This window comes from Natrinema saccharevitans, assembly GCF_001953745.1.
GTDB classification, from domain to species: Archaea; Halobacteriota; Halobacteria; order Halobacteriales; family Natrialbaceae; genus Natrinema; species Natrinema saccharevitans.
On sequence record NZ_LWLN01000001.1, the window covers coordinates 1,157,433 to 1,174,414 of the forward strand.

A 16,982-nucleotide genomic window follows, 5' to 3' on the forward strand; every position below is an offset into this window, starting at 1 on the left:
TGGCCACCAGCCGAGTGGATCGCGTATGGACGCCCGGACGTCGTTTTTCGCCCTCCTCGTCTCCATCCTCGCCGGCGTCGCCGCCCTGCTGGTCCGCCCGCTGCTCGAGTACGTCCTCGGAGCCTGCCTGCTCGCGGTCGTCCTCCGGCCCGCGTACGAACGGCTGGCACCGCGGTTCGGCGACCGCGTCGCCGCGCTCGCGCTGACCGCACTCGTGATCGTCGCCGGCCTCGTACCGCTCGTACTCGTCTCGCTCGTCGTCGTTCGAACGGCCGCCTCGACGCTCGAGAACGTCTCAGTCGAGGGGCTCACGGCGTACGGTGGCGAGGTGGCACGGACCGAACTCGGCATCGAGCGGGAGTCGGTGGCGGTCGTCGAATCCGAACTGCAGACGCGGGTTCAGGAGGCGGTTGCCAGCGTCGTTGACGTCACGTTCGAGCGGTCGGTCTGGCTCCTTTCGACGGCCGTCGACGTGGCGATCGGAACGGTCGTGTTCGCGTTTTTGCTGTACTACCTGCTCGTCGACGGCGCCGCGTTGCTCGCCTGGCTGCGCCGGATCGTCCCGCTCGAGTCGGCCGTCGTCGACGAGCTGTTCGCGGAGGTCCACGCGGTCACGTGGGCGGTTCTCCGCAGTCACGTTCTCGTCGCGGTGTTGCAGGGGGCACTCGGCGGCATCGGGCTGGCCCTGCTCGGCGTGCCCTCCGCCACCGTTCTGGCGGTGGTCCTGTTGTTCGCGTCGTTCCTGCCGACGGTCGGCGTCTGGCTCGTCTGGGGCCCGGTCACGGTCGCTCACGCGGCCGCGGACGGGCCGGCGAGCGCGGCCGTCCTGCTCGGCTACGGGATCGTCGTACTGGCGGTCGCCGACTACTACCTGCGGTCGATCCTCGTCGATCGCCGGTCCGGGCTCCATCCCGCACTGGCCCTGCTCGGGGTCATCGGCGGAATCTCGCTGTTCGGCGTCGTCGGGCTGTTCGTCGGCCCGGTGATCCTCGGGGCGTTCGTCGCCGCGTTGCGGGTCGCGAACCGCCGTCTCGAGCCCGTCTCGACCGAGTCCGGAACCGAGATCGAACGGGAATCCCCGGTCGTCGAGACCGAACGGTAGGCCCACTCAGTCGGCGTACTGGGCGCTCTCGCGGCGACTCGTCGTCGGCACCCCCCAGCCTGACCCCGCCATCGCGAACAGCACGAGCGGCGACAGCACGCCGAACAGGTAAAACGGCGCGTACTCGAGGGTGGGGACGCCGGTCGCGGAGGCCATGAAGACGCCGCCGGCGTGCCAGGGGAGCAGTGCGCCGGTCGGCGTCCCGGCGGCCTCGACGGCCCGCGAGAGTTCGTCGCTGTCGAGACCGAACTCCTCGTAGAGGTTACGCAGCGTCAGCCCCGGCAGGACGATGCTCATGTACTGCTGGGCGGTCAGGACGTTGACCAGGATCGCCGACGCGCCGGTGCCGGCGATCAGGCTCCCGGAGCTGCGGACGCCCTGCGAGAGGCGATGGGCCAGGACCGCGAGGACGCCGGTCCGCTCGAGGAGGCCCCCGAGCGAGAGCGCGGCGACGACGACGGTGATCGTCCAGGCCGAGCCGGTGAGTCCGCCGGTCGCGAGGAGGTCGTTCACGAGGTCGGTGCCGGTCTCGGGCGCGGTCCCGCTCATGAAGACCTCCCAGGCGGCGACGAAGCCGGTGCCCTGCACCGCGATCGAGGTGAGGACGCCGGCGAAGACGCCGGCGACGAGCGTCGGGAGTGCGGGATAGCCGTAGAGGGCCAGCCCGAAGGTGACCACGAGCGGCAGGAAGACGAGGATCGAGAGATCGTACGCGCCCGCGAGCGCGGTCTGGATCTCGGCGACTCGGTCGGTCGGGATCTCCCCGGCCGCCCGGAGTCCGAGGACGGCGAACCCGGCCACGGAGAGGCCGAAGGCGACGGCCGTCCCGGTTCGCATGCGACGGATGTGGTCGTACAGCGGCGTGTTCGTCACGCCGGCCGCGAGGTTGGTCGTATCGGAGAGGGGAGACTGCTTGTCGCCGGCGTAGGCCCCCGAGATGACCGCGCCGACGGTCATCGGCGCGGGGACGCCCAGCCCCGCGCCGATCCCGACGAACGCGACGCCGAGCGTGCCGACCGTGGTCCACGAGGAGCCGATCGAGAACGCCACGACGGCCGCCAGTATCGCCGCGACGGGCAGGAAGACGGACGGCGTGAGCAACTCGAGGCCGTAGTACATCATCGCCGGGATCGTTCCCGCCTCGACCCAGGTGGCGATCAGCGCGTAGATCGTAAAGATGATCAGCAGCGCCTGGATCCCCATCAGGAGACCGTTGGCAACGCCGTCGGAGAGTTCGGGCCAGTCGTAGCCGAGATAGATGCCGAACGCGCCGACGAAGACGATACTCCACAGCAGCGGGACGTGCGGATCGAGCCCGAGGACGGCCGATCCGACCCCGAGGAAGGCGACGACCGCGAGGACCGGAACGAGCGCGAGCGCGAACGACGGCCGCCGTTCGGGCGCGATGTCGTCGATCGTCGTCGGTGTGAAGTCGAAGGTCATCGGCCGGGTTATGCATTTGGAGCATAAAAACTGAACGATACATTACTACTGGGCATGCATCATGGTACCAGTGATCATATTCCGGAACGGACGGGAGTCACGCCCACAGTTCCTTTCGAGACGGGGATCGAACTGACGAGGTCGCGTGCGCTCGCTCGCACCGGCACGAGAAACTACCGTGACGATTGCGGACCGAGAACCGCGCCGTTCGGCGCTCAGTCGCGGCTCGAGAAGGCGCTCAGGTTCGACTGCAGCCCGGCCGCGAGTTCGGACTTGCGGCGCAACCGGGCGAGCGACACCGGCAACTGCGTCGCGACCTCCGAGACCGCGTCGTGGAAGGTCTCGGCCTCGCCGTACTGGCCTTCGAATGCGTTGCGGACGCTCTCGCGGACCTGCCAGACGCCGACCGGAGCCCAGTAGTCGTCCGAGACTTCCCGCAAGACCAGACACTTCGCCTGGCGGCCGATCGACTCGAGGTACTCCAGCACGCCCAGCCGGGCGGCGTAGTAGGCCCCGGCGGTTTCCTCGACGTAGCTCGAGCGGCCTTCGTACCCCTCAGAGGCGCTGGCCATCCAGAGGCCGTCCTCGGGGTCGGGGTTCCAGATGCTGCCCGGCGCTTTCATCTCGACGAGTTCGAACTCCCAGTTGCCCGGCGCGAGGACGATCCAGTAGCGGTTGCCGACGTACTCGTTGGCCCAGACCTGTACCTCGTCGATGCTGGGCGCGTTTCGAATGGTCCCGCGGAGGAACTTCCCGACGGTGTCGTCGACGGCCGTGATCGACCACCGCGTCGGGACGAGCCGGCGCTGTTTCGTCCGCCCGAGCGCGCCCGCCGAGAGGATCGAGTTGATCTCGTAGACGTCGAACCCCCGGCGATAGAGGTAGGTCATCGCCCCCTCGGCCTGCCAGTCGTCGTCCTCCAAGGTCTTCTTGACCGGCCGCGGGACGTGGGGGTTCTCGGTGAGATCCGCGTTGCGGGCGTTCGCGCGGGGACCCCGCGGCGTCGCCACGTCCGTCCCGGCGTCGAGTCCGAGGTCGGGCGTGTCGTCCAGCCCGATCTCGAGATCGACCGGGCGGTCGGCGATGGCGACCTCCCGCTGGACGCCGACGAAGCCGTCCCACGTGTCGTGGACCGACGGCGTCAGTCGACTCGCGATCGACGGCGAGTCGACGTTGGCCCGCTTGTTGGAGTTCAGGAGGCCGGTCCGGCGCTGGAGGACGTCGTCGATCGCGTACCCCTGCCGGTACCAGTCGCCGTCGGTGACGTACTCCTCGGCGTCGCCCTCGTCGCCGACCGGCGAGAGCAGTCCGACGGGGATGTCGGGGTAGTTCGACCGCCCGACGAAGATCGAAGGGGAAGTCGACCCCACGAGCGTGTCACCGCTCAGGGCGTCGTCGAACCGGCGCTCGAACTCCTCCAGGTGGTCCGTGATCGCGTAGGACTTCTCCTTGGCGAGGCGGCGACGCTCGGCCTCCTCGTCGGGCTCTAACTCCTCGATGTAGTCGTCGAGGCGCATTCGGTCGACGTAGGGACGGCACCGGTTTGAATGTTCGTCGTTCCGGCCGTCGATCGGCACCGCTCTCGGAGGCGAGTCCGGACAGAATGTCAGAGGCAGAGGTTCGGTCGGGCGTCGAGTAACCGAACCTCATCCCAACTATCACACGGGGACATAAAATAGCCGCCAGTGCGTTTTCAGAGTCGGAAAACGCCGCGGCTGTGGTCGGACGCCGTCTCGAGCCGCCACCATGTGTCCTGCTACCGCTCGATAGTGGGAGGGATGCGGAAAGACAACCGTTAAAAACGGCGGGCGGGAAAGGATGGATATGAGTACGACCGACGACCGAGAGACGCGTTCCTGCGTCTCCTGTGGGCTCAACATCGCGGGCACGAACGCCGCCGCGTTCAAATGCCCCGACTGCGGCCAGCAGATCTACCGCTGTGCCAAGTGTCGCAAGCAGAGTAACCTCTACGAGTGCCCCGACTGCGGGTTCATGGGTCCATAACAATGGGAAAAGTCGCTGCCAAAATCAAGGTCATGCCGGACAGCCCCGAAATCGACCTGGACGCGCTCCAGGAGCGCCTCGAGAGCGCCCTCCCCGAGGGCGCGAAGATCAACGGCGTCGAACGCGACGATGTCGCGTTCGGCCTCGTCGCGCTCTACCCCACCGTGATCGTCCCCGACGGTTCGGGCGGCACGGAGACCGTCGAGGAGAACTTCGGCGACGTCGACGGCGTCGAAAGCGTCGAAGTCGAAAACGTCGGCCGGATATAACCGGTCAGTAGCCGATTTTCGGCTGTTTTCGTCAGTCGTGAGCCACGGGGCCGTCGATTTCTCCGTCCGAGACGGGGACCGTCGGCACTCGAGCCGACGCCGGCGAAAACGGCGTGAAAACGGACGCCAGCGGAGCAGCGGTAGTGCCGGGTTCGACCGCCCTCACTGTTCCTGCTCGCGGTTCGCACCGAGATCGGCCTCCGAGACGATCTCCGCGCCGATCGGCGAGAGGTCGACGGTCACGTCCTCGGTGACGGCCTTGCTGATCTCGTCTAGGTTCCCCGCGAGGACGGTCAACACGTCGTCGGGGTTCGCGTAGAGCAGCATGTTCCCGTCCTGGCCCTCCGCGACGAGTTGCGTGTCGTTCAGCACGACCTGATCGTTCTGGATCGTCGCCGAGACGACCGGCAGCGCCGCGGGCTTGCCCGGTTCGTCGTCCTTGACTTTACGGATGTGGACCGCATCGAGGTCGATGACTTCCTTGTGTTTCTTGATCTGTTCGGCGCAGTTTACCATGTCGTTGAGCAGCGCGGTTCGCTTCTCGTTACCGTGATCGCCGTCGAGACAGTGCTGGCAGACGCGGAGTTCGAGTCGCATTGGGCGCCCCTACGCGAGCGACACCGATGAGAATTCCGCTTCGATTCCTCGAGACCCCGCGCACCGCCCGCGAGCCGCGTTCGGACACGATGCCCTACGCTTGCAGTTTCTCGTGAATCTCCCGAAGCCGCTCGGTCCCCCGTTCCACGTAGCCGCCGTGAAAGCACACCACGTGGTCGATCTCGCGGTCGGCCAGGCGTCCGACCGAGTCGGTCGCCCGCTCCATGTCCGGCGTGAAGTGGGGCTTCGGTCCGGCCAGCGGCTCGTCGCCGTCCGCGACGAGCGCGTCGCCGGCGATCAGCAGGTTCCCCTCGGGGAGGTACAGCGAGACGTGGCCGGGGGCGTGACCCGGCGTCGCCACGACCTCCATCGGCCCGGCCAGCGTCGGGAACCGAACCCCGTCGGCCAGTTCGATGTCGACGTCGACCGGCGGATACCGGTCGCCGTCGCCCTTGATCGGTTCCCGGTCGCCCGTCAGGTACGGCGCTTCCTCGCGGTGTGTCGCGACGACCGCATCGACGCGTTCGAGCAGGGCCGCGAGGCCGCCGGCGTGATCGCCGTCGTGATGCGTCAGCAGGACCAGCCAGATGTCTTCGAGTTCGTACCCCAGCGACCGCAGGTGCGTTCGAATCCCCTCGCGGGCACCCTCCGGGCCGGCGTCGATCAGGATCGGGCCGCGCTCGGTCTCGACGAGCGTCGGCGTGATGGTGATCTCCCGACCGCCGTACTCTACCGTCAGCGGCAGCACGTGGACGCCCGCGCCGCGTTCGTCAGCCGTCATGCTCGAGTCGTCGACGGCGACCACAAAAGGTCGTTCGCCTCCGATCGCCACACCGTCCCGCAGCCAATAATGTGCTAATTTATAATAATTCGTAATAAATTATTTTAGTATGAGGGACAGAACTATCGGTAATGGCTCTCGAATCGATCAATTCTGTCCTCGAGGTCGAATCGGACCCGTTCTCGAACGCACCACAGCGGACCCTTTCGGAGACGGTTCGGCCGTTGGCCGACGCCTACGACGAGCGGATCGGTGACCGTGACCGGTCGACGTGGCGCTGGTTCGACGCGGTCGAACCGGCGTTCCGACTGTCCTGTGTCGACGACGGGGCTGGCCAGCGCGTCCACGACGCGAAGGTCCTCGCGACGATGTTTATTACAGTCATCGACGACGTCGCCGAACGCCACGGTGACCGCGCGACCCTCGAGGAACTCCGCCTCGTGCCGTTCGATTCCCGGGCGGCCGATCCGACGCGAGCGGGTGTCGACGGCGAGTACGTCCGGTTCCAGCGGGACCTCTGGGGCGCGCTTTGCGAGCAGTTCCGGGCGGGTCCACGCGCCGACGAATTCGAGACCCTGTTCCGGTTCGACGTTCGACAGGCGCTCCAGTCGGTCGACTACTCGGCGTTGCTGGCCCGCCATCCCGGCCTCACGAGCGAGCGCGAACTCCTGACTTACGACGTCTACAACATGATGCTATTCCCGTTCGCCGACATCGACATCGCAAACGCGAGCGCGTTCGATCCGAGCGACCTCTCGACGCTCCGGACCGTCGTCGATCACGGCCAGCGAATGGCGCGGATCGGCAACTGGCTGGCCACCTGGGAGCGGGAACTCGCCGAGGGAGATTACAGTTCCGGCGTCGCCGTCCGAGCCCTCGAGTCGGGAGTCGTCTCGCCCGCGGAACTTCGAACGCTCCGGAACGAGTCGACCGACGCGGCCGTCGCGTCCGTGATCGAGCGGATCCGCGAGTCCGACATCGAGACCGCCTTCGTCGAGCAGTGGGGCCGCGAGTTCGAGACCGCGATCGGCGCTTGCGTCGACGGCGAATCGTTCGACGCACGCGCCTACCTCGAGGGGTTCGAGCCGATCTTCCGCTCGCAACTCGCGCGACGGGCCCGGGCCAGGGAGTAAGCACATACGGACCGCTGTAAGTCATATCCGGAGCGACCGCAGGACGGCTCGCGGTCGTTCCGGGGAACAGTTACACCAGCCCGTATCAGGCGAGCGCGGCGTCGATCGCGCTCTCGAGGTCGGCGATCAGGTCGTCGACGTGTTCGATCCCCACCGAGACGCGGATCAGGCTGTCCGAGAGGCCGGCCGCGAGCCGTTCCTCCCGCGGAATGGCGGCGTGGGTCATCGGCGCCGGCTGTTCGATCAGGCTCTCGACGCCGCCGAGGCTCTCCGCGAGCGTGAAGACCTCGGTGTTCGAGACGACCGCGCTCGCTTGCTCGAGGCTCGCGTCGAGTTCGAAGCTCAGCATGCCGCCGAAGTCGTCCATCTGCTCGGCGGCGATCTCGTGGCCGGGATGGGACTCGAGGCCGGGGTAGTAGACCCGGTCGACGTCGGGGTGGTCGTCGAGCCACTCCGCAATCTGTCGCGCGTTCTCACAGTGTCGGTCCATCCGGACGGGGAGGGTCTTGGTCCCCCGGAGGACGAGAAAGGACTCGAAGGGGCCGGGCGTCGCGCCGACGGAGTTCTGGTAGAAGCCCAGTCGCTCGTCTATCTCCTCGTCGTTGGTCAGGAGGGCCCCGCCGACGACGTCGGAGTGGCCCCCGAGGTACTTCGTCAGGGAGTGGGAGACGATGTCCGCGCCCAGATCGAGCGGCCGCTGGAGGTACGGCGTGGCGAACGTGTTGTCGATCGCACACAGCGCGCCGTGGTCGTGGGCGATCTCGGCCGCCCCCGCGATGTCGACCACCGACATGAGCGGATTCGTCGGCGTCTCGAGCCAGAGCAGTGCCGTCTCCTCGCGGAACGCGGCCTCGATCTCGTCGAGGTCGGTCATATCGACGAAGGAGAACTCGAGGTCGTAGTCCTCGTAGACCTGCGTGAAGATGCGGTGGGTCCCGCCGTAGACATCGTTGCCGGTGACGACGTGATCGCCGGCCTCGAGCAGGTTCAGAACGGTGTTGATCGCGGCCATCCCGCTGGCGAAGGCCCGGCCGTGTTCGGCGTTCTCGAGGCTCGCGAGGTTTTCCTCGAGGTCGGTTCGCGTGGGGTTCCCGGTGCGGGAGTACTCGTAACCACGGTGGTCCCCCGGGGCGTCCTGCTTATACGTGGAGTTCGCGTGAATCGGCGTCATCAGCGCGCCCGTGTCGGAATCGGGTTCCTGACCGGCGTGGATGGATCTGGTCTCGATCCGACGGTCGTGGTCGTCGTCCATACCCGTACGAGTGCCCCGCGGTCGGATCACTGTTGTGGACGCCGTTGTCGCAGTCGGTTGCAGAAGCGAGGATTCTTGCCCGCTCGCGGCTGCTGAGGATGGTGTTTCCCCACAGGTAACCGTCCCGGCTTACTGGTTTTGCTCCCGGTCGCGTCGGCCCACGAACGTCTGGTATTTGAGATCGTCGTCGCGTAGCTCCTCGAGGATGCGCTCGACGAGGATCTCGTCGGGGTCGTGCAGCCCCGAGACGCGCTCGGATAGCTCCTCGAAGCTCTCGAAGGGTTTGCGCTTTCGCTCGTCGAGGATGCCGTTGCGGAGTTTCTTCCCGATCCCCGGCAGCAGGTTCAGTTGGTGGAGCCGCAGCGTGATCGGCTGGGCGTCGTTGTAGAAGTCGACGAACCGCTCCTCGTTCTCCTCGACCAGATCGGCCACGACGTACTCGAGTTCCGATTGGGCACCCGAGGAGAGGTCCTCGTACTCGACGCGGTGACACTCGGTGACGATGCCGCGCTCGGCGGGCGGTTCGACGACGACTTCGCTGCCGATCGTGAGTCGCTCGTCCTCGTCGAAGGCGACCTGATAGAGCTGGAAGTCCTCGATTCCGACGGCGTACCCTGCCGGTGACTTCTCGTACTGCGGTCGGCCGTCGTCAGACAGCCCGTGGGCGAGGTAATCCAACACGACCGCGCGCCGAACGTCCGTCTCGTCGCCATCGGCTTCGCTCATTGGTTTACGATACGTCGAGGCCGCACTTAAAGAGTCGGCTCGCTTTCAGTCGGCCGGACGAAACATCCGACGTCGTCGGCGGCCGGTCCGTCTGGTCGGGACGCTCGAGACCGACCGGTCATACGGACTGGTGTAACGATGTCCCGACGCAACCGCCGCCCGGGTGCGGTTGCGCCGGCAATGACTGACAGTAAACCGTCTCAGGCGTACTGTGCGACGACGTTGAGAATCTCGTCGAGTTCGTCCCCCGACAGCGAGTAGCGCTGCTTTGCGTACACCGACCGGAGTTCGTCCCGGTCGCGCGGCAGGAGGTTGGCGATCTTGTACGCGGTCGGCTCGTCTACCTTCTCCAAGTCCTGGAGGTCGTCGACCAGCGCCTGGGCCTCCGCCGGCTCCAGGACCGCGAACCGATTGGCGTGTTCGATCGCTCGCGCGAGTTCGTACCGCAGCTCGCGGTCCTCGTCCATCGCGCGTTCGGCTTCGATGTCGGCGAGCAGCTCCTTCGTCTCCGAGACCGTCAGGAACTCCTCGTCGACGATCTCTTTGAAGATCGTCATCCTGCTTAGATCCGGCTCTTTTCCTGATTCTGTGCGCGCATGTGAGCCGCGGCGACGAGCAGGGTCTTGTCCTTGCCGCCGTCGTTGATCGCGACCTTGAAGACGCTGCCCTGTTTGCCGACGACTTCGCCGGTGCGACCGTCGAATCGCGGGTGGAAGCGACCGTCGGAGACGCTGGGGTCGATCTTCAGGTGGACTTTCTCACCCTCCTCGTACTCCTGAATCGCGCGCTGTGGCGGCGACGTACCGCGGTCTCGAGGATCGTTCGCGAGCTTCTTCCGGGTTCCCTGACGAGGGCCATTAGATTTCGGCATAGTCGTACGCCCGCTTTGTCCGGTGACGGTTATAAAACACACGTATTCCACCCACCAGCTGTATCGGGATCCACGCCCAGCGGCGTTGGCCTCGACTCGCGTCCGCTCACGAGTTGGCGGTACGTCGCACGTCCCCCGAGACCGTCGGTCCCGCACTGTCGACGGACGGCCGAGACGGTGCGTTTACACCCGTCCCGGCCGAAGCGCCGACAATGAGAGACCCAGACGGACTGATCGCCCGAGCGGGCGTGCGGGGCGATCCGGACCGCGATCAACACTTCCTCGTCGACGATCGGGTGCTGGACCGGCTGCCGACCTACCTCGAGGAGATCGGTGCGGACGCGAGTCACCTGCTCGAGATCGGCGGGGGAACGGGCGCACTGACAGACCGACTGCTCGCGGTCGGCGACGAGGTGACCGTCGTCGAGCGCGACCGCGAACTCGCCGCCTTCCTGCGCGAGGAGTTCGCCGACGAGATCGCGGCCGACGAGCTGACCGTGATCGAGGGCGACGCCCTCGAGGTCGACCTGCCCGACTTTACCGCGTCGGTCTCGAACCTCCCCTACGGCGTCTCGAGCGAGATCGCGTTTCGGCTCTTTCCGGAGAAGGAGCCGCTCGTGTTGATGTTTCAGCAGGAGTTCGCCGAGCGGATGGTCGCCGAGCCCGGAACGTCGGAGTACGGCCGGCTCTCGGTCTCGAGCCAGCACTACGCCGACGTCGAACTCGTCGAGTCGATCCCCAAGGAGGCGTTCGATCCCCAGCCCGCCGTCCGGAGCGCGGTGGTCCGGGCCATCCCGCGCGAGCCCGACTACACGGTCGCGGACGAGGACTTTTTCCTGCGGTTCGTCAAGGCCGTGTTCACCCAGCGCCGGAAGACGGTCCGCAACGCCGTCCGGAACACGGCCCACATCTCCGGGCTCGGCGACCCGGACGCGGTCGTCGAGGCGGCCGACGAGGACCTGCTTCGCAAGCGGCCCGACGCGATGGCACCGGCGGAGTTTGCCGCGCTGGCTTCGCTCGCGCGGGACGTCGGCGAACCCGAGACGTAGTCGGTTGCGGGCCCGGGACCTAACGCCGGGTCGAGGCGGCTCGAGCCGACCACTCGGGCGGGGGCGGAGTAACCAACGAATACTCAAAGCTGCACGGCCGAGGAACCCGGGAGACGAACGCATGTCAGTACTGACGCGGCTCGACTGGCTCTCGGAGGTGTTTTCGACGGTCCCGCTTCGGCTCGCGGTGTCCCTCGTCGCGGTCGGGCTCGTCTTCGCCGTCCTGCTCACCTACCGCCGGCTACACGCGCGCGTCGCAGAGCGAACGCGACCGCTGTACGCGGACGTCGTCTCGGTGGCGGTGCTGGTCGGGGCCTGTGCGGTCAGCGCCGGCGTCGTCCTGGGCGTCTGGGACCGCACCGACGAGGTCCGCCAGCTCTTCGTGGGACTCGATCCGGGCGGCGACACCGTTCCGCGCGCGGTCTTTTCGTTCATTCTGCTCGTCCTGACCGTCATCGTCACACGGTTCGTCCGACGGATCATCGAGGAGGTGATGGACTCGACGGCCGCGGTCACCGAACATCAGCGACAGATCACCCACCGGCTCTCGCAGGTGATCATCTGGACCGTCGCGCTGGTCGTGATCCTCGGCATCTGGATCGAGGACCTCGGCAGCCTGCTCGTCGGGGCCGGCTTCCTCGGGATCGTGCTGGGCATGGCGGCCCGGCAGACGCTGGGGACGATGCTGTCGGGGTTCGTCCTGATGTTCGCCCGACCGTTCGAGATCGGCGACTGGATCGAAGTCGAGGGCGACGAGGGGATCGTCACCGACATCTCGATCGTCAACACCCGCATCCGGTCGTTCGACGGCGAGTACATCATGATCCCCAACGACGTCATCGCCTCGAGCATGGTGACGAACCGCTCGAAGCGGGGCCGCCTGCGGATCGAAGTCGAGGTCGGCGTCGATTACGGAACCGACGTCGATCGGGCCGCGTCGCTCGCCGAGTCGGCGATCGGGGAGGTCGACGAGGTGCTGTCCGCGCCGTCGCCGCAGGTCGTCGGGAAGTCCTTCGGCGACTCGGCGGTGATCCTCGGCGTGCGCTTCTGGATCGACAAGCCGAGCGCCAGACGCTACTGGGAGGCCCGGACCGCCGCGATCGCCGCGGTCAAGCGAGCCTTCGAAGACGAGGGGATCAAGATCCCGTTCCCGCAGCGGGAACTCTCGGGCCGCGCCGAGACCGGGGGGTTCCGGATCGCCGACGAGTCGGAGCGCGAACGGAGCGATGAACACCGCATGCAGACACCGGAGGAACGATAGATGGGACTCGAGGAACAACGCGATGTCGAGACCGACGTGTATCAGCCGGCCGAGGACTCGCAGCTGTTGGCCGAGGCGGTCTGTGACCGGCTCGAGGGGGCCGATCGCGTCCTCGAGGTCGGCACGGGCTCGGGGTTCGTCGCCGGCCGGATCGCCGCCGAGACCGACGCTCGCGTGATTGCGTCGGACCTGAACCCCCACGCCGTCCGCCAGGCCCGAGGCGAGGGCGTCGAAACGGTGCGTGGAGATCTCGTCTCGCCGTTCCGCGACGGCAGTTTCGACGCGGTCGCGTTCAACCCGCCCTACCTGCCGACCGATCCGGACAACGAGTGGGACGACTGGATGGAACGCGCCCTGTCGGGCGGCGAGGACGGCCGGGCGGTCATCGACCCCTTCCTCGAGGCGGTCGGGCGCGTCCTCGCGCCCGACGGGGTCGTCTACCTGCTCGTGAGCAGCCTCACCGGCGTCGACGAGGTCGTCGAACGGGCCGGCGAGGAGGGCTTCAGCGCCGTCGCCGTCGCCGACGAGTCGTTCCCCTTCGAGACGCTGACGGTACTCGAGTTGCTTCGGTAATCGCGATCGGCGTTTCTCCACTGTGCCGGCTGTTGACGCGGCCCTCGGTGCGAACGCTCGAGCGTCCGGAAACCCGCAAGAATTACTGCAGTGTATTAGTATGGATGGAAAATATTAAGCGTCGGTATAGCCTAGTCGGGGCTACGATGACTGAGTACGTTTCGACCACGCCGGGGCTCTATCCGCTCCCGGACTGGGCGAAAGACGATCTCTCGGATCTCAAGGGACACCAGAAACACGACCTCATCAGCGGCGACGAGGGCGAGGCAATCACCGCCGCCTACGAGCAGGCCCGCGAGGAGGTCGTCGGCGTCCAACAGGACGCCGGCCTCGATCGGATCGTCGAGGGCCAACTGCGCTGGGACGACATGCTCGCCCATCCGCTGGCCGTCGCCGACGCCGTCGAGACCCGCGGGATCGTCCGCTACTACGACAACAACAACTTCTACCGGGAGCCGGTCGTCACCGACGACCTCGAGCCGACCGGCGACGTCGCCGCGGAACTCGAGGCCCTCGTCGAACTGACCGACGGCGAGGACCTGCAGGCCGTCCTCCCCGGCCCGTACTCGCTGTTCGATCTCGCGACCGACGAGCGCTACGGCGACGACGCCGACTTCCTCGGCGCGATCACCGAGTTCCTCGCGGGAGAGGTCGAGACCTTCCCCGCGGTCGAGACGCTGTTCCTGCTCGAGCCCTCGCTGGTCGAGTCCGCGCCCGCGGACGGGCTGGACGAACGCGCCAGCGAGGCGATCGACCGGGTCGCGAGCGCGACCGACGCCGAGGTCGTCGTCCAGCCCTACTGGGGCGCACTCGAGGAGAAGGTCTATGCACACCTGCTCGATGCGGACATCGACGCGGTCGGCTTCGACTTCGTCGCGAATCAGGACGACAACGTCTACAACCTCCAGGAGTACGGCGCGACCGACGACGTCGCGCTCGGGCTCGCGGACGGCCAGAACACGCTCGTCGAGGACCCCGAAGCGATCCGTGACCGGGTCGAGTGGGTCGAGGGCCAGCTCGGGGTCACCGACTTCGAGACGGTCTACCTGACGACCAACACCGAGACGTTCTACCTGCCCTACGCCAAGTACGTGGAGAAACTCGAGGCCCTTGCGGAGGCCGCGGACCTCGCGGAGGTGACCGCAGCATGACAAACGAGAACAAAGATCAGTTCCGACCGGACGACCACGAGAACGACCACTTCCTGCTGACGACCGTCGTCGGCTCTTACCCCAAGCCCAAGTGGCTCAACCGCGCGAAGGATCTCTACGAGGACGAAAACAGCGACTTCGACGAGGACAACTGGCAGGAAGCGCAAGACGACGCGGCCCGCCTGATCACGGCCGAACACGAGCGCGCGGGCTTAGACGTCGTCGTCGACGGCGAGATGCGGCGCAACGAGATGGTCGAGTTCTTCGCCCACCGGATCGAGGGCTACGAGTTCAACGGCCCCGTCAAGGTCTGGGGCCACAACTACTTCGACAAGCCCTCCGTGGTCTCGGAGGTCGAGTACGACGACTCCTGGCTGGTCGACGAGTACGAGTTCACCGCGGCCGCCACCGATCGCCCGGTCAAGGTCCCGATCACCGGCCCCTACACGCTCGCGAACTGGTCGTTCAACGAGGCCTACGAGGACGACGACGAACTCACCCTCGAGCTGGCCGACCTCGTCAACGAGGAGATCGAGAAGCTCGTCGACGCCGGCGCGCGCTACATCCAGATCGACGAGCCCGCGCTCGCGACGACGCCGGACGACCACGCCATCGTCGGCGAGGCCCTCGAACACATCGTCGCCGACATCCCCGAAGAGGTCCGAATCGGCCTCCACGTCTGTTACGGCGACTACTCCCGGATCTACCCCGAGATCCTCGAGTTCCCCGTCGACGAGTTCGACCTCGAACTGGCCAACGGCGACTACGAACAGCTCGACGTCTTCAAGGACCCCGAGTTCTCCAAGGACCTCGCGCTCGGCGTCACCGACGCCCACGTCGCCGAGGTCGAATCGGTCGAACAGATCGAGGAAAACATCAAGAAAGGGCTCGAGGTCGTCCCGCCGGAACAGCTGGTCGTCTCGCCGGACTGCGGCGTGAAGCTGCTGCCGCGTGACGTCGCCTACGGCAAGATGGCGAACATGGTCCAGGCCGCCCGCAACGTCGAAGAAGCCCTCGACGCGGGCGACATCGATATCGAGCGCGGCGCGCCGACGCCCGCCGACGACTGAGCGAGACTTCCCTTTTCGGTACTCGTCGCGGGCGTCGGCCGGCGAGACCACCGCAAAGCGCTAACTACCGGGCCGGTGAACGGCCGTCCATGACCCTCGAGGTCGGTGTACTCGGCTACCGGTTTATGGGCAAGGCACACGCGAACGCGATGGCGCGGCTGCCGATGTTCTTCCCGGACGCGCCGGAGATCGAACGCTCGGTGCTTGTCGGCCGCGACGAGGAGGCGCTCGCCGACGCCGCCGATCGGTTCGGCTTCGAATCGACCGCGACCGACTGGCGCGCGGTCGTCGACGACGTCGACGCCTTCTACAACCTCGGTCCGAACCACGTCCACGCCGAGCCGTCGATCGCCGCCCTCGAGGCCGGCACCCCCGTGTTCTGCGAGAAGCCGCTCGCGCCGACGCTCGAGGAGGCAGAGGCGATGGCCGAAACGGCCCGGGAGGCCGGCGACGACGTGCCCGCCGGCTGTGCGTTCAACTACCGGTTCGTCCCCGCGATCCGGTACGCCAAGGAGCTGCTCGAGGCGGGCGACCTCGGCGAGATCCACCACGTCCGCGGGCGCTACTTACAGGACTGGCTGGTCGACCCCGACGCGCCGTGGTCGTGGCGCAACGACGAGGACATGGCGGGGTCGGGTGCGCTGGGCGACCTCGGCGCGCACACCGTCGACCTCCTGCGCTTTCTCGTGGGTGACGACGACCTCGCCGGCGAGATCGAACGCGTCAGCGGTCACTTGGGGACGTTCGTCGAGGAGCGGCCGGTCGAAGACGGCGGCGAGGGCGGGGACCCGGAGACCCGCCCCGTCACCGTCGACGACGCCTACACCGCCCAGCTCGAGTTCGCGAACGGCGCGCTGGGTACCCTCGAGGGGTCGCGGTTCGCGACGGGGCACAAGAACGACCACACCCTCGAGATCCACGGCTCGAGTGGGAGCCTGCGGTTCTCGCTCGAGCGGCTGAACGAACTCGAGGTGCTCCGGGAGGGCGACCGGGGGTACGAGACGATCCTCGTGACCGACGAAGACGACCCCTACGTCGACCACTGGTGGCCGCCGGGCCACGTGTTGGGGTGGGAACACACCTTCGTGCACGAGAACTACGAGTTTCTCAGCGCCGTCGCGCGCGGCGAGTCGTTCGCGCCGAGTTTCGCGGACGGGCTCACCGCCCAGCGGGTCCTCGACGCGATCGAACGCAGCGACGAGCGGGGAGAGTGGATCGACCTCGAGTGAGTTCGGTCCCTCGAGATAGGCAAGTTGGGTTTTGGGTCGGACCGCCACAGCCGACGTGCGGTGGCGCACGCTGTCGACTGCTCGAGTGAGAACGAGAGCAGTCGACGACACCGTGCGAGGGATGAGTGAACGCCGCCAGGCGTGAACGAATCGGTTGGGGAGGGTGTGGAGACTCCGTGCAGCCACGATAGCAGAACGACCCTCTCCTTCCCAACATCGCAGTCGATACGGACTTCCCTGCTATCGTGGCAACGGGGAATAACCACGTCCTCCCCAGCCGATTCGCTCTCTCCTTTCAGTCGGTCGCTCATCCCTCGCGCAGAGTCGTGTCGCGGTTCGTTACTCACTCACCGCGACACAGCGCGCGCCACCGCACGCCGGGTGGTCGGTTCGGCGCGAGACGTCGCCTGGCCCCGAGAACGGTAGCTCGAATCGTACGCCGACGAACTGCGTGACTCGAGCGGCCGACCG

Annotated in this window: 18 protein-coding genes; 10 read left to right on the forward strand and 8 right to left on the reverse strand. The window is 66.9% G+C overall.

Annotated features, from left to right (window positions below; translation table 11 throughout):
* Window positions 1-25: 25 nt before the first annotated feature.
* Entirely contained in the window at window positions 26-1,102 is a 1,077-nt protein-coding gene (locus tag A6E15_RS05830) for an AI-2E family transporter (protein ID WP_076144648.1), read from the forward strand.
* Between the two features lie 6 nt (window positions 1,103-1,108).
* Here A6E15_RS05830 and arcD read toward each other — a convergent pair whose 3' ends face one another.
* The gene (arcD, locus tag A6E15_RS05835) at window positions 1,109-2,545 is read right to left on the reverse strand and encodes an arginine/ornithine antiporter ArcD (RefSeq protein WP_076144650.1); all 1,437 of its coding nucleotides are present in this window, start codon (window positions 2,543-2,545) and stop codon (window positions 1,109-1,111) included.
* Window positions 2,546-2,760: 215 nt separating this feature from the next.
* Entirely contained in the window at window positions 2,761-4,062 is a 1,302-nt protein-coding gene (gene nreA, locus A6E15_RS05840) for a DNA repair protein NreA (RefSeq protein WP_076148202.1), read from the reverse strand.
* A gap of 307 nt (window positions 4,063-4,369) precedes the next feature.
* On the opposite strand from nreA, the gene A6E15_RS05845 reads away from it, so the two are divergent.
* Window positions 4,370-4,549 (forward strand): HVO_2753 family zinc finger protein, encoded by a 180-nt coding sequence (locus tag A6E15_RS05845; RefSeq protein WP_076148204.1) that lies wholly within the window; start codon window positions 4,370-4,372, stop codon window positions 4,547-4,549.
* A 2-nt stretch (window positions 4,550-4,551) separates the two neighbouring features.
* Complete coding sequence (locus A6E15_RS05850; RefSeq protein WP_006179491.1) at window positions 4,552-4,818, forward strand: elongation factor 1-beta; 267 nt, start codon at window positions 4,552-4,554, stop codon at window positions 4,816-4,818.
* 162 nt (window positions 4,819-4,980) lie between these two features.
* Here A6E15_RS05850 and A6E15_RS05855 read toward each other — a convergent pair whose 3' ends face one another.
* A complete protein-coding gene (locus tag A6E15_RS05855; protein WP_076144652.1) occupies window positions 4,981-5,415 on the reverse strand; it encodes a hypothetical protein in 435 nt (144 codons plus the stop codon).
* A gap of 94 nt (window positions 5,416-5,509) precedes the next feature.
* Entirely contained in the window at window positions 5,510-6,196 is a 687-nt protein-coding gene (locus tag A6E15_RS05860; protein WP_076148206.1) for an MBL fold metallo-hydrolase, read from the reverse strand.
* A 131-nt stretch (window positions 6,197-6,327) separates the two neighbouring features.
* Here A6E15_RS05860 and A6E15_RS05865 point away from each other — a divergent pair, with 131 nt between their 5' ends.
* Window positions 6,328-7,329: a hypothetical protein gene (locus A6E15_RS05865; protein ID WP_076144654.1), complete on the forward strand. Its 1,002-nt coding sequence runs from the start codon at window positions 6,328-6,330 to the stop codon at window positions 7,327-7,329.
* Window positions 7,330-7,414: 85 nt separating this feature from the next.
* Here A6E15_RS05865 and A6E15_RS05870 read toward each other — a convergent pair whose 3' ends face one another.
* From A6E15_RS05870 to A6E15_RS05885, 4 genes are all read right to left on the reverse strand, one after another.
* Entirely contained in the window at window positions 7,415-8,581 is a 1,167-nt protein-coding gene (locus A6E15_RS05870; RefSeq protein WP_076144656.1) for a cystathionine gamma-synthase, read from the reverse strand.
* Between the two features lie 129 nt (window positions 8,582-8,710).
* The gene (locus A6E15_RS05875) at window positions 8,711-9,307 is read right to left on the reverse strand and encodes a DUF655 domain-containing protein (RefSeq protein WP_076144659.1); all 597 of its coding nucleotides are present in this window, start codon (window positions 9,305-9,307) and stop codon (window positions 8,711-8,713) included.
* Window positions 9,308-9,507: 200 nt separating this feature from the next.
* Window positions 9,508-9,864, reverse strand: a complete 357-nt coding sequence (locus A6E15_RS05880) for an RNA polymerase Rpb4 family protein (RefSeq protein ID WP_076144661.1) — start codon at window positions 9,862-9,864, stop codon at window positions 9,508-9,510.
* A 5-nt stretch (window positions 9,865-9,869) separates the two neighbouring features.
* On the reverse strand, window positions 9,870-10,178 hold the full coding sequence (locus tag A6E15_RS05885; RefSeq protein WP_076144663.1) for a 50S ribosomal protein L21e: 309 nt from the start codon (window positions 10,176-10,178) through the stop codon (window positions 9,870-9,872).
* Window positions 10,179-10,390: 212 nt separating this feature from the next.
* Between A6E15_RS05885 and A6E15_RS05890 the strand changes: the two genes are divergently transcribed.
* The 6 genes from A6E15_RS05890 (at window position 10,391) to A6E15_RS05915 (ending at window position 16,511) form a co-directional block, all read left to right on the forward strand.
* A complete protein-coding gene (locus A6E15_RS05890) occupies window positions 10,391-11,227 on the forward strand; it encodes a 16S ribosomal RNA methyltransferase A (RefSeq protein WP_076144665.1) in 837 nt (278 codons plus the stop codon).
* A 121-nt stretch (window positions 11,228-11,348) separates the two neighbouring features.
* The gene (locus tag A6E15_RS05895) at window positions 11,349-12,488 is read left to right on the forward strand and encodes a mechanosensitive ion channel family protein (RefSeq protein ID WP_076144667.1); all 1,140 of its coding nucleotides are present in this window, start codon (window positions 11,349-11,351) and stop codon (window positions 12,486-12,488) included.
* A complete protein-coding gene (locus A6E15_RS05900) occupies window positions 12,489-13,061 on the forward strand; it encodes a HemK2/MTQ2 family protein methyltransferase (protein WP_076144669.1) in 573 nt (190 codons plus the stop codon).
* Window positions 13,062-13,207: 146 nt separating this feature from the next.
* Entirely contained in the window at window positions 13,208-14,212 is a 1,005-nt protein-coding gene (locus A6E15_RS05905; RefSeq protein WP_076144673.1) for a 5-methyltetrahydropteroyltriglutamate--homocysteine methyltransferase, read from the forward strand.
* Complete coding sequence (locus A6E15_RS05910; RefSeq protein WP_076144675.1) at window positions 14,209-15,282, forward strand: methionine synthase; 1,074 nt, start codon at window positions 14,209-14,211, stop codon at window positions 15,280-15,282. The genes A6E15_RS05905 and A6E15_RS05910 overlap by 4 nt, the downstream gene beginning before the upstream one ends.
* An 89-nt stretch (window positions 15,283-15,371) precedes the next feature.
* Window positions 15,372-16,511, forward strand: a complete 1,140-nt coding sequence (locus A6E15_RS05915; RefSeq protein WP_076144677.1) for a Gfo/Idh/MocA family protein — start codon at window positions 15,372-15,374, stop codon at window positions 16,509-16,511.
* The last annotated feature ends 471 nt before the right edge of the window (window positions 16,512-16,982 follow it).

Excerpts from the sequence above, each read along its gene's own strand:
- A6E15_RS05830 (WP_076144648.1), top strand. The coding sequence starts at position 26 with ATGGACGCCCGGACGTCGTTTTTCGCCCTCCTCGTCTCCATCCTCGCC.
- arcD (WP_076144650.1), bottom strand. The coding sequence starts at position 2,545 with ATGACCTTCGACTTCACACCGACGACGATCGACGACATCGCGCCCGAA.
- nreA (WP_076148202.1), bottom strand. The coding sequence starts at position 4,062 with ATGCGCCTCGACGACTACATCGAGGAGTTAGAGCCCGACGAGGAGGCC.
- A6E15_RS05845 (WP_076148204.1), top strand. The coding sequence starts at position 4,370 with ATGAGTACGACCGACGACCGAGAGACGCGTTCCTGCGTCTCCTGTGGG.
- A6E15_RS05850 (WP_006179491.1), top strand. The coding sequence starts at position 4,552 with ATGGGAAAAGTCGCTGCCAAAATCAAGGTCATGCCGGACAGCCCCGAA.
- A6E15_RS05855 (WP_076144652.1), bottom strand. The coding sequence starts at position 5,415 with ATGCGACTCGAACTCCGCGTCTGCCAGCACTGTCTCGACGGCGATCAC.
- A6E15_RS05860 (WP_076148206.1), bottom strand. The coding sequence starts at position 6,196 with ATGACGGCTGACGAACGCGGCGCGGGCGTCCACGTGCTGCCGCTGACG.
- A6E15_RS05865 (WP_076144654.1), top strand. The coding sequence starts at position 6,328 with ATGGCTCTCGAATCGATCAATTCTGTCCTCGAGGTCGAATCGGACCCG.
- A6E15_RS05870 (WP_076144656.1), bottom strand. The coding sequence starts at position 8,581 with ATGGACGACGACCACGACCGTCGGATCGAGACCAGATCCATCCACGCC.
- A6E15_RS05875 (WP_076144659.1), bottom strand. The coding sequence starts at position 9,307 with ATGAGCGAAGCCGATGGCGACGAGACGGACGTTCGGCGCGCGGTCGTG.
- A6E15_RS05880 (WP_076144661.1), bottom strand. The coding sequence starts at position 9,864 with ATGACGATCTTCAAAGAGATCGTCGACGAGGAGTTCCTGACGGTCTCG.
- A6E15_RS05885 (WP_076144663.1), bottom strand. The coding sequence starts at position 10,178 with ATGCCGAAATCTAATGGCCCTCGTCAGGGAACCCGGAAGAAGCTCGCG.
- A6E15_RS05890 (WP_076144665.1), top strand. The coding sequence starts at position 10,391 with ATGAGAGACCCAGACGGACTGATCGCCCGAGCGGGCGTGCGGGGCGAT.
- A6E15_RS05895 (WP_076144667.1), top strand. The coding sequence starts at position 11,349 with ATGTCAGTACTGACGCGGCTCGACTGGCTCTCGGAGGTGTTTTCGACG.
- A6E15_RS05900 (WP_076144669.1), top strand. The coding sequence starts at position 12,489 with ATGGGACTCGAGGAACAACGCGATGTCGAGACCGACGTGTATCAGCCG.
- A6E15_RS05905 (WP_076144673.1), top strand. The coding sequence starts at position 13,208 with ATGACTGAGTACGTTTCGACCACGCCGGGGCTCTATCCGCTCCCGGAC.
- A6E15_RS05910 (WP_076144675.1), top strand. The coding sequence starts at position 14,209 with ATGACAAACGAGAACAAAGATCAGTTCCGACCGGACGACCACGAGAAC.
- A6E15_RS05915 (WP_076144677.1), top strand. The coding sequence starts at position 15,372 with ATGACCCTCGAGGTCGGTGTACTCGGCTACCGGTTTATGGGCAAGGCA.